General features: G+C 37.8%; 12 protein-coding genes. 4 read left to right on the top strand and 8 right to left on the bottom strand.

Annotated features, from left to right (window positions below; all coding sequences use genetic code 11):
• Nucleotides 1-140: 140 nt before the first annotated feature.
• Nucleotides 141-2354 (bottom strand): S9 family peptidase, encoded by a 2214-nt coding sequence (locus tag BW935_RS11670; RefSeq protein WP_076501683.1) that lies wholly within the window; start codon nt 2352-2354, stop codon nt 141-143.
• A gap of 238 nt (nt 2355-2592) precedes the next feature.
• Here BW935_RS11670 and BW935_RS11665 point away from each other — a divergent pair, with 238 nt between their 5' ends.
• The gene (locus tag BW935_RS11665) at nt 2593-3981 is read left to right on the top strand and encodes a hypothetical protein (protein WP_076501681.1); all 1389 of its coding nucleotides are present in this window, start codon (nt 2593-2595) and stop codon (nt 3979-3981) included.
• On the opposite strand, the gene BW935_RS11660 is transcribed toward BW935_RS11665, so the two are convergent.
• Together BW935_RS11660 and BW935_RS11655 are read right to left on the bottom strand one after the other, a co-directional pair.
• Nucleotides 3978-5024, bottom strand: a complete 1047-nt coding sequence (locus BW935_RS11660) for a maleylacetate reductase (protein ID WP_076501680.1) — start codon at nt 5022-5024, stop codon at nt 3978-3980. The genes BW935_RS11665 and BW935_RS11660 overlap by 4 nt on opposite strands.
• Before the next feature lie 27 nt (nt 5025-5051).
• Complete coding sequence (locus BW935_RS11655; protein WP_076501678.1) at nt 5052-5918, bottom strand: intradiol ring-cleavage dioxygenase; 867 nt, start codon at nt 5916-5918, stop codon at nt 5052-5054.
• Between the two features lie 131 nt (nt 5919-6049).
• On the opposite strand from BW935_RS11655, the gene BW935_RS11650 reads away from it, so the two are divergent.
• Complete coding sequence (locus BW935_RS11650; RefSeq protein ID WP_076501677.1) at nt 6050-7801, top strand: FAD-dependent monooxygenase; 1752 nt, start codon at nt 6050-6052, stop codon at nt 7799-7801.
• 92 nt (nt 7802-7893) lie between these two features.
• Here BW935_RS11650 and BW935_RS11645 read toward each other — a convergent pair whose 3' ends face one another.
• The 3 genes from BW935_RS11645 to BW935_RS11635 all read right to left on the bottom strand — a co-directional run bounded on the left by BW935_RS11645 (nt 7894) and on the right by BW935_RS11635 (nt 10187).
• Nucleotides 7894-8871 carry a VOC family protein gene (locus BW935_RS11645; protein ID WP_076501675.1) on the bottom strand — a complete coding sequence of 326 codons (978 nt, stop codon included), beginning with the start codon at nt 8869-8871 and terminating at the stop codon, nt 7894-7896.
• A gap of 125 nt (nt 8872-8996) precedes the next feature.
• Nucleotides 8997-9596, bottom strand: coding sequence for a Crp/Fnr family transcriptional regulator (locus tag BW935_RS11640; protein ID WP_076501673.1), 600 nt, complete (start codon nt 9594-9596; stop codon nt 8997-8999).
• Between the two features lie 39 nt (nt 9597-9635).
• Nucleotides 9636-10187 (bottom strand): SAM-dependent methyltransferase, encoded by a 552-nt coding sequence (locus BW935_RS11635; protein WP_245802690.1) that lies wholly within the window; start codon nt 10185-10187, stop codon nt 9636-9638.
• An 88-nt stretch (nt 10188-10275) separates the two neighbouring features.
• Between BW935_RS11635 and BW935_RS11630 the strand changes: the two genes are divergently transcribed.
• Nucleotides 10276-12456: a tetratricopeptide repeat-containing sensor histidine kinase gene (locus BW935_RS11630; RefSeq protein WP_076501669.1), complete on the top strand. Its 2181-nt coding sequence runs from the start codon at nt 10276-10278 to the stop codon at nt 12454-12456.
• Nucleotides 12457-12564: 108 nt separating this feature from the next.
• On the top strand, nt 12565-12981 hold the full coding sequence (locus BW935_RS11625) for a CBS domain-containing protein (protein ID WP_076501667.1): 417 nt from the start codon (nt 12565-12567) through the stop codon (nt 12979-12981).
• A gap of 16 nt (nt 12982-12997) precedes the next feature.
• Here BW935_RS11625 and BW935_RS11620 read toward each other — a convergent pair whose 3' ends face one another.
• Nucleotides 12998-13228, bottom strand: a complete 231-nt coding sequence (locus BW935_RS11620) for a hypothetical protein (RefSeq protein WP_076501665.1) — start codon at nt 13226-13228, stop codon at nt 12998-13000.
• Between the two features lie 120 nt (nt 13229-13348).
• Nucleotides 13349-13768, bottom strand: a complete 420-nt coding sequence (locus tag BW935_RS11615) for a DUF4174 domain-containing protein (RefSeq protein ID WP_076501663.1) — start codon at nt 13766-13768, stop codon at nt 13349-13351.
• Nucleotides 13769-13794 lie beyond the last annotated feature (26 nt).

Here is a 13794-nt window from a genome sequence, read left to right as displayed (position 1 = left end):
AAAAAGACCTCTATCAACTACTACCTTCAAACTGGGAACAGTACCGACCTAAATAAAATCCATTCTTTACAAGATGGGGTTGGTCGGAGGGATACCCAAATTCAGCTTTTATGAACAGTGATCAGAGGTCTTTTGATCAATTATTCTTTTTCGCCTTCTTCCTCTTTTTTATTAAAATGCTTTTCATAAAATTCAAAAACCCTGTTCCAATGGTCGTGAAAATCGCTCTCATCCGAGGCTGCACCTGCACCATGACCGCCATTGAGGTAATTGACCCATACTACATCTTTGCCAAGTCTTCGCATGGCGTAGTATAGCTCACGGGAGTTGGTACCCGGTACATTCCAATCACCTTCACCTGTCATGATCATATGAGGCGTTTTGATTCTATCCGCATAGAGCACAGCAGTGGTAGCGAGGTATTTCAATGGTTCATCCCAAAGCGTCCCTCCTATTCTATCTTGCCCATACTCAGCCGCTGTATAGTTTCTCGTACCAATCTTCGGGCTATCACCCAGAAAACTGATGATGTTAACTTTCCCGGAGATGTTGATAGCTGCTGCAAACCGATCCGTCTGAGTGATCAGCAAAGAGGTAGCATAACCACCATAACTCCCCCCTTGAACACCTACTTTGTCATTATCTACTTTCCCTTCATCCACCAATTTATTGATCGCTGCAGTGATTCCTTTGACCCATGCTTCTCCTGGGTAGCCCATTTCCAAATCTACAGAAGGACGAAGTGCAAAATATCCTTGGTTTGCGAAAAGATTCATATTTCTATTATAGCCATTAGCAAAGAAAGTCTCATAAACCTCACATACAAGCGGATATTTTTTTCCTTCTTCATAATCTACAGGATAATATAAGATGCCTTTCATTTCTTTACCATCTACATTTCTGTAGGTGATCAATTCAGATCTAGTCATCTTTTTATCAGCAAGCCATGGATTGAGATTTGTAAGGGGCTTTATCTCTTTGAAAGACCAATCCGTCACAACCAGATCTCCCGGCATGTCCCCATCAGAAAGATTCAGAATGATTTTATCTGATTTTTTTGGCTTTTGGACTCCACTGTACAACCTATGGTCAAGTATCAAATCCTCCATTTCCTTTTCTTGAAGGTCATATCGTACAAAACCTCTTCTCCACGCGTCCTTTTCGCTATATGAAAAATACAGATACCTTTCATCATCTGACCAATTGACCAAACTCAAGCTAGGTGCCTTATCCTTATCTTCTGGAAATTCATAGACCATTTCTAAGTTTTCTCCTTGAGCATCTACCATCCAGTATCCTTTGTCCGAACTAAGTAGTATTTTCCTCTCAGAAGGAGACCAAGAATTGATCGAAAATTTAACTTCCTTTTTCTTTTCCTCATCTGTAAAAGCTTTGCCTTTGGTGAGATTCTTTGCGTCATCCTGACCTAGTGTCTGAACATATACATAGCCTGAATCAACCCAAGCAAATTTTGCTTTACTTTCTGACCAGTTATAATTTCTCCTTTGCTTATTCTTTTTGTACAGAATATGCATTGAATCCGGGTTACTTAATTGCTTATAAGCTACCTGATATTCTGTGCCTTCATTTCTTACATAAGAAGTTTTCAAGGGATAGGTCTCATTGAAAATTAAAAATTGATTATCATCAGAAAGATAAACTCCACCATAATTGGATTCTGGAAGCAACTCTTGCGGAATTCCAGTTGCTAAATCAACACGCAACACCTTAGTAAGAGCGTTGGTATTTCTAATTTCATCCCATTTCAGAAAAGGTTTATTTCCGTCATAGACTACGACTGGGCCTTTGGTAGCTTCATTGTATAGTTCCATGGCTCTATCTAGCCAATCACTTGCGCGCGCATGAACCATCATGGCTTTACCTTCAGGAGTCCAAGTCAAATTAGAATTGGCAAGCAATGGATTACCTCCAATCTTGACTTCTCTGATTCGCTTCCTTGCGACTTCATAAATCATCAAATGCAGTTTCTCTCCCTTTTGCTCTAAAAAAGCCAATTCCTTTGAATCAGGGGACCATGCGAAAGAAGTTACCTGAGATTGAGCTCGGTATGGATATATCATCGTTCCCGAATTGACATCCATGATGACAAAGTCACCAGGGAAGACATTGATGTAAGATGGATCTTGAAACCTAAAATGATCTACGCCAAACCTAGATCTTCCATCTGAAATGATGCCAGCAAGATATCTCCCATCATCAGATAGTGTGGAATTACTTATTGATTTGACATTGATAGCGTCTGATACTGTGAAATTGGTTTTCTGTGCTTTTGTAATACTTACAAAGCATATTAAAATCACAAGAAGGGGTAATTTTAAGTAGCTGTTTTTCATAGGACATGTATTGATTGAACACTTAAATTAAAAATCTTCAGGTAAATATTGGTATAAACCTGCATCCAAATCTGAATTAAGAAAAAAATAAAAAACTTTCAATCGATTAATTAGTGAATATAACTAAATGACATTATGTTAGATGCTTCATATGTTCAAATTTAATCTTCTAATCTTGATATTTTTGAATAATCTTATTTATAACTTTAATCTAGTAATTCAAAAAGCCGATCGATTTATGAAACCTCAATCAAATTTTAAGTTCTTGTCCATTTCACTATTACTTTTAATGGTATTAAATACCACGGTATCGGCGCAGGGTGTATACACTGCTAGAGGGTATTGGGAAGAATCTAATAAGCCTACCTACAAGCAAATCAAACTAAAGCAGGTGGTAGGAGATACATTGACAACAGATGAAGAAACTTACCTCAATGATTTTGAGGTGTTTTTGGCCAACTACTATGAAAAAATGTCTTCAGAGGAAAGGGCTAAATACGAAAGAATGAGATTTCAATGGGATAGGGAATTGACCAACCAAAAACAAGAAATCAAATCACAGCCTGATGAATTTGAGTGGAGAGGGGTAGATAGGGCATTGAGTATAGGTTATGGCCTGTATTATGGTGCAAGTCTTGTATCATTATTGGAAATTGATAACGCTGGTGTCGCTGGTATACCCTTAGTGATGGGAGGGCTTTGGGCGATGGGACCTATTATCAATCCCAAAAAATACGAAAACATCAATAGATCAGTAGTAAGAGCAAGCAATGCAGGTAAATTTTTAGGTTTGATATATGGTGGATCATTAGGCCTAATTGCAGCTGGAGGAAGTAACTCTTCAAATGAAGGGAAAGCAGCCTTTATTATGTCTTCTGTCGGTAGTATTACACTTGGAGAAGTTGCTTTCCAATTACAGAAAAAAAGAAATTATTCTGATGGTCACATTGAAATCATGAGACATCATGGTGTATTAGGAGCATACACAGGTCTATCCATCATTGCTGCTGCTCAAGCAGAAACAGGAAGACCTTATGGTATAGGTGCATTATTAGGAAGTGGAGCAGGCTTGGCAATTGGAAACATTGCGTCCAGAAATTATGCGTACACAAGAGGTGATGGTAGGTATGCGACAAACATGAGTAGTGTTGGAATTGGAATAGGTTTCGCGATTTCCAGCCAAATAGCCATGAACAATGATGCAGAGGCAGGATTATTTTTAATACCAACAGGACTTGGAATATTAGGTACTATAGTAGGCCAAAAAAATACGCAAGGAGTATACCTGACAAACAGACAAGGAAGTACTATTAATTATGCCTCAGGAGGTGCTGCTTTGTTAGGCTTGGGTGTTTCTGCAATTTTTGAAGCAGAATCACCTGCTTTGGTTTTTGGACTTGCATCAGGCTTTGCCCTAGCAACTCAGGAAATCCTTTTTGCTAAGTACAAAAAAGAAAATATGAATCTTGAACTATCTAGGACAAACAAAGGCAAAGAAATTGAATATTCACTCAATTTTCGACCAGAAAACTATATCCTGAATCAAAAACTACAAGCTGGAGTTAATATTTTTAGCAATTATTCATTGCTATCCAATCCTATTGTAAACTTTAACTTGAAGTTTTAATAAGCCTTTGTTAGCATTTGAGTCAATTTCTCTCGATTCATTGGAGCTGGATTAGGATAAGACATGGCCATCAAATAGTCTACGGCTTTTGTCATGTCTTCTTGCTTTAATCCTAGACCTCGTAGGTCATATGCTACTCCAAGGTTCTCTTGCAAATCCCTAATTATGGATGGTGGATGTCCGAAACCAAATGCTTCACTGTACAAGTTCTGCTGCAAGTCATCCAAGTATTCCCATTGGTATTCAAGCACATAAGGCAACAATAAAGTATGGATATGAGAATGCTCTAATCCAAAATTACCACCCAATACATGTGCTGCTTTATGATGTAAACCCATGCTTACTTCACAGAGCACCTTTCCTCCTACATAAGCTCCGAATAACAATTCTTGATTGATTTCTGGTGTTAGTATGCCTTTCTTTTTCAACTCTTTCAAGCCACTGAAAAGCTTGGACAAACCAAGTTGCGTAAGGTTTTCAGTAATAGGATTGCTTTCTGGTGAATAAACCGCTTCCACCAAGTGCGCCATGGCATTGAAGGCAGAAGGGATAGCCAGTTTCAAAGGCATCCCTAGAGAAAGATATGGATCAAATATGACTAACTTAGGGTGCACCCGATCATCTCTTTTGACTGTCTTGACACCTTCATCGCTGATCCCATAGATATTGGTCATTTCTGAACCTGAGTATGTACTGGGTGCAGCCCATAGTTCGGTATCTATTTCCAGTACCAAGGCCTTTCCTAATCCAATTGCTGATCCACCTCCTAAGCAAAAAAGGATATCAGGTTTTTTATCCACAAAAAAACCTTTTGCCTCCTCGACCAGCGTCCTCGGTACATGCTGAGTGATCCTGTCAAAGTGAAATACAGCCTCTACCACATCCATCTTGGCAATTTCAGTCACCAAATCAGCATTTCGCTTGCTTGCAATTACTCCAAGCTTTAAAGCCCTTCCCTCCGGAAGATTATCCTGAAGGGCTTCTAGGGTGCGCTTTCCAAAAACGACTTTGACTGCATGTGTTTTATAGCTAAAAGGATTCATAGGTTTTGGTCTTTGTGATGAGATATCTTATTTTTCTTTTTTCAGTACAAAATCGTAGTTGGCTTTGTAAAATGGCACTTCAAAACCTAAAGAGGCTGCTTCATTTTTATCGTTTGAAGCAGAAAAAGGGACAATAAGAGAGTCTTTCACTGCAAATACGGTATCCGATTCCAAGTATTCATCACCTTCCAAGAACAGATGTGTCACAAGTGTCCTAAATCCCTTTGCTTTGATCATAAAATGTAAATGTGCCGGACGCATCGGGTGTCTTCCCATATCTCTGAGGAATTTCCCAACAGGTCCATCATCCGGAATAGGATAGGCACAAGGCTTGATAGTCCTAAACCAAAAACTTCCATCAGCAGCAGTTTTGAACACGGCGCGTAGGTTTTTATCAACATCTTCATGTTGCAAATCATAAAAACCATCTGCATCAGATTGCCATGTCTCTACAATTGCACCTACTACTGGATTTCCATCAGAATCCAGTACTTTACCACGCACCACAGTAGGCTCACCTTTATCAAAAGCATCTCCTTGGGCAATATTTGCACCCAATTCCATGACATCAGCATCATCTCTCCAAAATGGCCCTTGAACGGTTGACTCAGTCACTTCTTCCTGAGCCCTGTGATTGATGGCATCTACCAATATAGATACACCCAATATGTCTGAAAGTAATATAAACTCCTGCCTTTTGTCATCACTGATCTGACCGGTTGCTGTCAAAAATGAAATTGCTTGAGCCCATTCCTCTTGGGTAGGTTCAACATCTCTGACAAAATCATGTAAGTGCTTAATAAAGGATTTGTAGATTTTTTCTTTACGAGCATCATTTGTCTTTATCTGTGACAATACAGATTCGGTGAGATTCTTTTCAGTCAGTTTTTTCATGGGTTTATCGTATTTATGATTTCTCTTAAAACAAAAGCAAAATCAAATTGTTTGTATATACATATAATATTTATACATGAATTAATTTATAATTGTTTCATGAATTTATCCACCCAAAATTTACCTCAACAATGGAAAATATCCGATACCATACCGATGTGTTGATTGTAGGTAGTGGTCCAGCTGGTTCGACTACCTCTGCCCTACTCAGTTCATATGGAATCCAAAATATGGTCGTAACAAAATACAATTGGTTGGCCAATACTCCACGGGCCCATATCACCAATCAACGTGCCATGGAAGTTTTTAGAGATCTTGGCATAGAGGAAGAAGTGATAGAAAAAGCAGTTCCTCAAGAATTAATGGGTAATAATGTATTTTGCGAAAGTTTGGCAGGGGAAGAATTGGGAAGGCTGTATTCCTGGGGAAATCACCCTCAAAGAATGGCAGATTACACCATGGCCAGCCCTACCAAAATCTGTGACATTCCTCAAGACCTTTTGGAGCCAATTATCATGGCCGACGCTGCCAGGAAAGGCGCGCATTACAAATTCGACACAGAATATATCAGTTTAGAGCAGGATAAAGATGGCATAACTGCTACAGTACAAGATAGACTTTCGGGCGAAACCTACCAAATACGAGCGAAATACCTTATCGGTGCTGATGGCGGCAGAAGTAAGGTCGCAGAAGACATAGGTTTGCCATATGATGGTGAAATGGGCGTAGCAGGTAGTATGAATATTGTCTTCAAAATGGACCTCACCAAATATGTGGCGCACAGGCCATCGGTTCTTTATTGGGTACTTCAACCAGGATCCAATGTAGGAGGAATAGGCATGGGATTGGTGAGAATGGTGCGGCCTTGGAACAGGTGGCTGATTGTATGGGGATATGATATTTCCGAAGGAAAAAGAGAAGTAAGCGATCAAGAAGCCAAAGAAATTGTCCAAAAGCTGGTTGGTGACGACAGCATACCTATAGAAATAGAATCCACATCCACTTGGACAGTTAATAATTGTTGGGCAACAGAGATTTCCAAAGGGAGGGTTTTTTGTATGGGTGATGCCATACACAGACATCCACCTTCCAATGGATTAGGTTCCAACACTTCAGTCCAAGATGCATTTAATATCGCATGGAAACTGGCTATGGTGCTGAAAGGTCAAGCTGGTGAAAAATTACTGGAAAGCTACAGCGAAGAGCGTACACCCATTGCCAAACAAATTGTACAAAGAGCCAATAAGAGTATTGCTGAATTTGGGCCAATATTCGAGTCTTTGGGATTGACTGATACCAATGATCCTGTAGAAATGCTCAATAATATGGCTAAAAGGAAAGAAAACAACCTGACCGCCATCGAGCAAAGGGAAAAACTCCGTAAGGCAATCCAATTCAAATCATATGAATTCAACTGTCATGGTGTGGAGTTGAACCAGCGCTATCAATCCAAGGCTATCAGCAGTGATGGAACACCCGAACCTGAATACAGTCGCTGTAAAGAACTATATTACCAGGCTACCACTTGGCCTGGAGCCAGGCTTCCACATGTTTGGCTGGGAAAAGACGGACACAGAATATCAACTTTGGATATCTGTGGCAAGGGCAAATTCACCTTACTCACAGGAATAGGTGGGGAAAAATGGATTGATGTAGTCAATCAAATCAATGAAAACCTTGGGTTAAATATTGAAATCAAAACGATAGGAACAGGATTGGACTATGAAGACCTCTATGGAGAATGGGCTGATCAAAGGGAAATTTCAGAATCCGGCTGTCTCTTAATTCGGCCTGATTTCCATGTAGCATTCCGGGCCCATGATGCGCATTCAGATCAGTTGGATAAATTACCCAATGCTATCAAATCAATATTGAACTTATAACAAATATCCATTAAAAAAACCACCTCTATACAGGGTGGTTTTTTTAATCAAACAGTTCTATTTTCGGTTATCAGCCTTTATCAAATTTATTTTTACACCTGCAAATACTTAGGGAGAACGATCTCTTCCAATGGCTTCACAATCTCCTCTCTTCTGTGTTCAAATACAGGAGGTAGTAGCAATTGGTGTCCAAGCAAGTTCTCTTCTTCATCTATGGCAAATCCAATATCTGAAGTAGCAAACTCAAACAAAGCTCCGGAAGGAGTCCTATTGTAAATTGAGTGGAAATAATTTCTATCCTTAAGCTCAGTCACATCTGTATAGCCAAATCCCTCAATGTACGCTTTCAACTCAAGGTTGTGCTCGTCCTTGGCAGTAGCAAAGGCAATGTGATGTGGAATCCCAACAGCAAAAGTCCAAGATCCTTGCTCCATATCAGGCACATGGTGTAGTTCTATGGTTTTCTGAGCGCCTCCATCTTTGATGTGGTACCTATGGAAGTCTCCGTCCTGCCCTACTTTGCTGAAATTGAGTACTTTGGTTAGGTAAAAATCCATTTCTATGATATCTCGTGAGCGGATGGTCGCACCAAACAGCCCTCTAATGCCATTTTCTTTGGAAATCTCCTCAGTTTCCCATGCATTCCTATTGTCATTGTCACAACCTACCACAGCCATGCCAATCCCACATCGATCTTCGAAAGTGATCATTTTATCTCCGAATCTTTCGATGATACCAGAGTGAGGGACATTGTGCTTATTGAGGTGCTTTACCCAGAACTCTAGTGAAGCAGTGGGTACAGAGAAGGACGATGTCTCAATTTGGCCAGAACCTTTTCTACCGTAAACGCCGGCTTTTTTGAAAGGAAATGTAGTCCATACGGAGCCTACTTCTGCGTCTGCATTAGCATAGTAAAGGTGATAGATACTAGCTGCTCCGTCAAACAGTACCGTTTGCTTGATCATTCGCATGCCCAATACTTGGGTCACAAAGTCAATATCTTCTTGGGCAGAGCCTACACTCACAGTCAAGTGATGTAGCCCTGTGATGTAATCAGCAGGATTATTCATGGTTTTTTGGGTTTTGTTTTAATTGTAATACTTAAATGTCAAACCCTCCAAATTTTTTCAATGTTTCAAAATCCAGTTGATTTATTGAGTTTAATCGGTTTTTATTAATCTAGATTAATATTTCATTACTTACCTGATAGCTTTTTTCTGAGATTACTCAAAAATACTGGTGTAATTCCAAGATATGAGGCAATGTATTTTTGAGGCACAATCAACTCTAGTCTAGGATAATTTTTGAGAAAGGTGAGGTACTTTTGCTCAGCTGAAAAAGAAATATTTCTTATGATTCTTTTCTGATGGCTTATCAAGGAGTTTTGAAAAAGAATTCGAAAATATTTTTCAAAATTGGGACTAGATGCACAAAGAAGATCAAAATTCACCTTGTTCCAAGTCAATACTTCAACATCTGTCATTGCTTTGATGGAATATATGGATGGTACGTTATTCATAAAACTGTTCAAATCACCCGTCCACCAATTGTCTATTCCAAATTGGATCACATGTCTGAAGTCAACTTCATCAATATATGAAGTCATCAAACAGCCCTTTTTGATCAAAATAAAAGGGCTACTCTCCTTTCCTTTATGCACCAATGTTTGATTCTTTTTGTAAAAAGATGTTTCTCCTAGTTCAAAAAACTTATCTAACTCCTCTTCAGAAAAATCCACATACTTGGTCAAATTGTTGATAATTGAGGTATGCTGAATGCTGTCTTTATTAATCATAGTTTTGAAGATAGAGTATTTGTAGGACTAAAAAAATCGCTATTTTGTTTCTGGAATCACCCAAAGAAAGAGCTTATGGAGCTTCCCATCATCTCCCATTATTTCTACTAGCTCATCTGGCTTCCAGTCTCCCATATCATAATTGTGCGTTATGATTTTTGTGCCTGGAGAAAGTTTTTGAAGCCTTGGTCTCAATTTCAAATTGATATCAGGAAATAGGTAAATTACAAGAACAGTAGCTTCGTGTAGATCCAATTCAAATAGATCTCCTTGAATAAATGTAACCAAATGCGAGACACCTGCTTCTTTTGCAAGTGCTTTTGATTCTTCAACTAGCTCAGCATCTATCTCTACCCCTAGTCCTCTTGCACCAAATCTCCGAGCCGCTTCAATAGGAATCCTCCCATCTCCTGACCCTAAGTCAAAAACTACATCGTCCTGGCTTACATTACCCAATTTCATCATGGCATCAACCACATTTTTGGGAGTGGTCACATAAGGCACCAAATCAAAAAAATCACTTTTATGCTCTTGTCCAAATGTTGGATAAACCAAAAGCACTAGCATTGAATACAATATTATTTGTTTCATATGAATCTAGAAGATTTTACATAACTCCATTAAAATAGATTTTAATTTATACTTATTTGAATATTTTTGCCTAAACATTGATATTCAGATGACTAATTCCATTTTCGTTTACTTCTCTTTTCTACTGATCTCTATCTTCAGTTTTGAAGAAGTTCAAGCCCAAAATTCCAAAACAAAGGAACTCCAGAATATAATAACAAAATTAATAGATAATGGAAAAGCTAATAGTTTAGAGCTAGCCATCCAATATAGAGATTTAGGATTTGAATATTATCAAAATAACGAATACAGTGAAGCACTTTTTAATTATTTAAAAGCGATTGAAATTTTAAAAGATCAAGAAGAACCTAAAGCGCTTTCTGAATGCCTTCATAATGTTGGCAATTTGAGTTTTTTTCTAGGAGAATATTCATCTGCTATTGATTATTACACACAAGCTTTGGAAATCAGGAAAGCCCTGAACGATGAAAAAGGTATCGCATCAGGTTACAATAACATCGCTAATGTTTATAGCAAACTGGGTAATTATACGCAAGCCATTGATTATTATAATTATTCCATTGAAATCAAAGAGCGGTTCAATGATCAAAAAGGGATTACTTCAAGTTTGAAAAATATCGCTACCATCTATTATTTTCAGTCTAATTATATCAATGCTTTAGAGACAAATCTTAAAGCGCTAAAAATCTCGGAATCTATTCAAGATTCCTTGGGAATCGCTTTTGTTTATAACAATATGGCTTTGATCTACGAGAAGCAAGAGAAATATGCTGAAGCCCTTGCGTTTTATCAAAAGTCCCTTGGCATCAAAGAGGCTATGGATGACCTAAGAGGAATTGCAGTTACCCTCCATAACATTGGTAAAATCTATGAAATCAGATCCGCTTATGATTCAGCATTGTTGGTATTGGGTCGTTCATTGGATATATCAAAAAAAATTGAAGATAAGGAAGGTATATCATCCACAATGAATAGTTTGGGCATGATTTATCAAAGCATTGGTGATTCCAAAAATGCAGAAGAAAACTTCCTTGCTTCACTTAAGATTGACGAAGAACTCAACGATAAAAGAGGAATTCTAAGGAGTAAAAATAACCTAGGTCAATTTTATCTAGGCCAAGGAAATCTGCCTCTTGCAAGAAACATGAGTGAGGCAGCTATTATCCTTGGTAAAGAATTAGGAACCAAGGAGGATTTAAAGGATTCCTATTATACATTGAGTAAAATTGACGAGAGGGAAGGGAAGTATCTAAGTGCTCTACAAAACTATCAAGCTTTTACAGCATACCGTGACAGTTTGGATCTTCAAAATCTAGAGAGTAAAACTGCCCAATTACAAGCTGAATACGAGTATGACAAGCAACTTGCAATTATCAAGGCCGAACAAAAAGCTTTAGACTTAGAAAACGAAAAAGAACTTCAAGCTCAAAAATTTCAAAGAAATATTCTGATTGTTTACACACTGTTCATCCTTTTCGTAGCTTTTATTCTATACAAAAATTATCAAAAGGAGAAAAGAGAAAAGGAAAGATCAGAAAAAAGGTCTATTGAGCTAGAAAAAGCCAATCAAGTAAAGGCAAAAATTTTTAGTATCATCGGGCATGATTTGAGAGGCCCTATCAACAGTCTCCATCAATTACTTGAACTCTATCAAAATGACTTGATGGACGAGGAAGAGTTTAGAGAGGTGCTCCCCCAACTCTACAAGAATGTAGGAGGAATTATGCTTGTTTTAGATAATCTTTTGAAATGGTCTTTGGTAGAAATGAAAATGATGCAAACCAATCCAAAGAAAATTTCAATAGCTAAAAGTATCAAAACCCTACAGGATTTCTTTTCTACTTTGACAGATCAAAAAGGGATAATTATCAAAGCCGAAGTTGAAAATGATTCGGAGGTCTTGGCAGACAATGATCAAGTACAAGTCATACTAAGAAACCTAATAGGCAATGCGATTAAATATTCTAAGGAGGGTGGTGAGATTTTGATAAAGTCAAGTTCCTCTGATAAAGAGGTCATCATCAGTGTACAGGACTATGGCACTGGTATGAATCAAGATCTGGTGAAGAAATTATTCAAAAATACCCTGGTAGAAAGTAAAACTGGAACCACAGGAGAAAAAGGAACTGGTTTAGGGCTTAGCCTATGTAAATACTATACTGAGGTCAATGGGGGAAGAATATGGGTTGAAAGTCAGGAGGGTTTTGGGAGTACATTCTATTTTTCACTTCCTAAAGCTGAAGTTAAAGAAGCAATTTTAGAAAAATAAAATTGGTGCTATAAAGTATAAAATCTCATAAATTAGACTGACTTTGATCATGATTTTTTGTAATTGAAATTCCTAGCTTAGCTATAGTAAAAATCAATCACTAGGGAGATGAAAAAGAACGAGAAAATAGCCAACATCATGACTACTCATGTGTATACGATTCAGCAAGATGCTCATTTGGGAGAAGTCATCAATATGTTTAGAAAACATAAAATAAGGCACCTACCTGTATTGAATGAGAAGAAAGTAGTAGGAATGATCAGTAGAACTGATATCAACAGACTTACCTTTGGTGCATTGTTTGACAATCAAGATAATTCGGATGAAGCAATTTTGGAAATCCTCAGCATTCCGCAAGTCATGTCTTCCAACCTCAAATCAGTTACGGATGATATGTCTATCAAAGAAGTAGCTACCATATTTGCAGTCGAAGAATTTCATGCACTTCCAGTTATCAAAGGGGAAGAATTGGTAGGAATTGTCACCACGACAGACATTATCAAATACATGTTAGAACAATATTGAAAAAGAGCTAAACTGTTTACAGCTCTTTCTTGATTGCCGCGAGCGTGCTTTTACGTACTTGACAGCAAGACTTACATTTAATTGACTGAGGGTTCATGGTGAGTGCTTTCCTTAAAGCTTCATCACCATTGTTAAAAGGTCCTAAATAATCTCTATTCACAGGATCAGGAATATGCTCACACCCTCTTTCATGAATTTCGAAAAAACCGTCGTCATTACTTCTAGTACTGAGGTAAAAGAATTTCATTCGCTCAAGTTTAAATTACAGCTAAAATTATAGAGAACATTACTACAAAAAAATACCTACTAGTAGGTATTTTTTCATGTTTATTAAAAATATTTAAATAATTTATAAAAAAAGTTATACTTAATAACCATTAATTTTTCTTCCCTCTGACCTTCTCATAGGCATAGAATCAATGGTTTTAAAAATCAATGGCCAATCTAATCCATTATCTTTCCTAAGCTTTACTCCACCATCAAGTCCAATAAGGAGCCAACAATCATTCTTTGCTCCCATTTTATACCTTGTATGCAATTGTCGAATATAAGCTTCCGAGAAATCCGCTTCAACGTTAGCAACTACATGTTTACCATCAATCAGGAAATATGCAACTTTCCTTTCTTCAATGCTAGTTTGAAGCGAATCTGATACAATATCATTTGAAAGATCCTCATCTTGGAAAGCAAGAACAATTCTATACTTCCACTTTAGGTCTTCTAAAGATTGTATTGAGTCCTGTGAAAAATTCATAAGGATAGAAAAAGCAAGTACCAAAGTTATCATATAGATAAAACCAAGAAGCTTTGAAA

This window comes from Belliella pelovolcani, assembly GCF_900156785.1.
GTDB lineage: Bacteria > Bacteroidota > Bacteroidia > Cytophagales > Cyclobacteriaceae > Belliella > Belliella pelovolcani.
The sequence above is the reverse complement of the archived record's forward strand: the minus strand, read 5'-3'. Positions and strand labels throughout refer to the sequence as shown.

Coding starts and splice junctions, on each gene's coding strand:
- BW935_RS11620 (WP_076501665.1), bottom strand. CDS start 13,228: ATGAAATTCTTTTACCTCAGTACTAGAAGTAATGACGACGGTTTTTTC.
- BW935_RS11650 (WP_076501677.1), top strand. CDS start 6,050: ATGGAAAATATCCGATACCATACCGATGTGTTGATTGTAGGTAGTGGT.
- BW935_RS11660 (WP_076501680.1), bottom strand. CDS start 5,024: ATGAATCCTTTTAGCTATAAAACACATGCAGTCAAAGTCGTTTTTGGA.
- BW935_RS11665 (WP_076501681.1), top strand. CDS start 2,593: ATGAAACCTCAATCAAATTTTAAGTTCTTGTCCATTTCACTATTACTT.
- BW935_RS11625 (WP_076501667.1), top strand. CDS start 12,565: ATGAAAAAGAACGAGAAAATAGCCAACATCATGACTACTCATGTGTAT.
- BW935_RS11630 (WP_076501669.1), top strand. CDS start 10,276: ATGACTAATTCCATTTTCGTTTACTTCTCTTTTCTACTGATCTCTATC.
- BW935_RS11670 (WP_076501683.1), bottom strand. CDS start 2,354: ATGAAAAACAGCTACTTAAAATTACCCCTTCTTGTGATTTTAATATGC.
- BW935_RS11635 (WP_245802690.1), bottom strand. CDS start 10,187: ATGAAACAAATAATATTGTATTCAATGCTAGTGCTTTTGGTTTATCCA.
- BW935_RS11645 (WP_076501675.1), bottom strand. CDS start 8,871: ATGAATAATCCTGCTGATTACATCACAGGGCTACATCACTTGACTGTG.
- BW935_RS11655 (WP_076501678.1), bottom strand. CDS start 5,918: ATGAAAAAACTGACTGAAAAGAATCTCACCGAATCTGTATTGTCACAG.
- BW935_RS11615 (WP_076501663.1), bottom strand. CDS start 13,768: ATGATAACTTTGGTACTTGCTTTTTCTATCCTTATGAATTTTTCACAG.
- BW935_RS11640 (WP_076501673.1), bottom strand. CDS start 9,596: ATGATTAATAAAGACAGCATTCAGCATACCTCAATTATCAACAATTTG.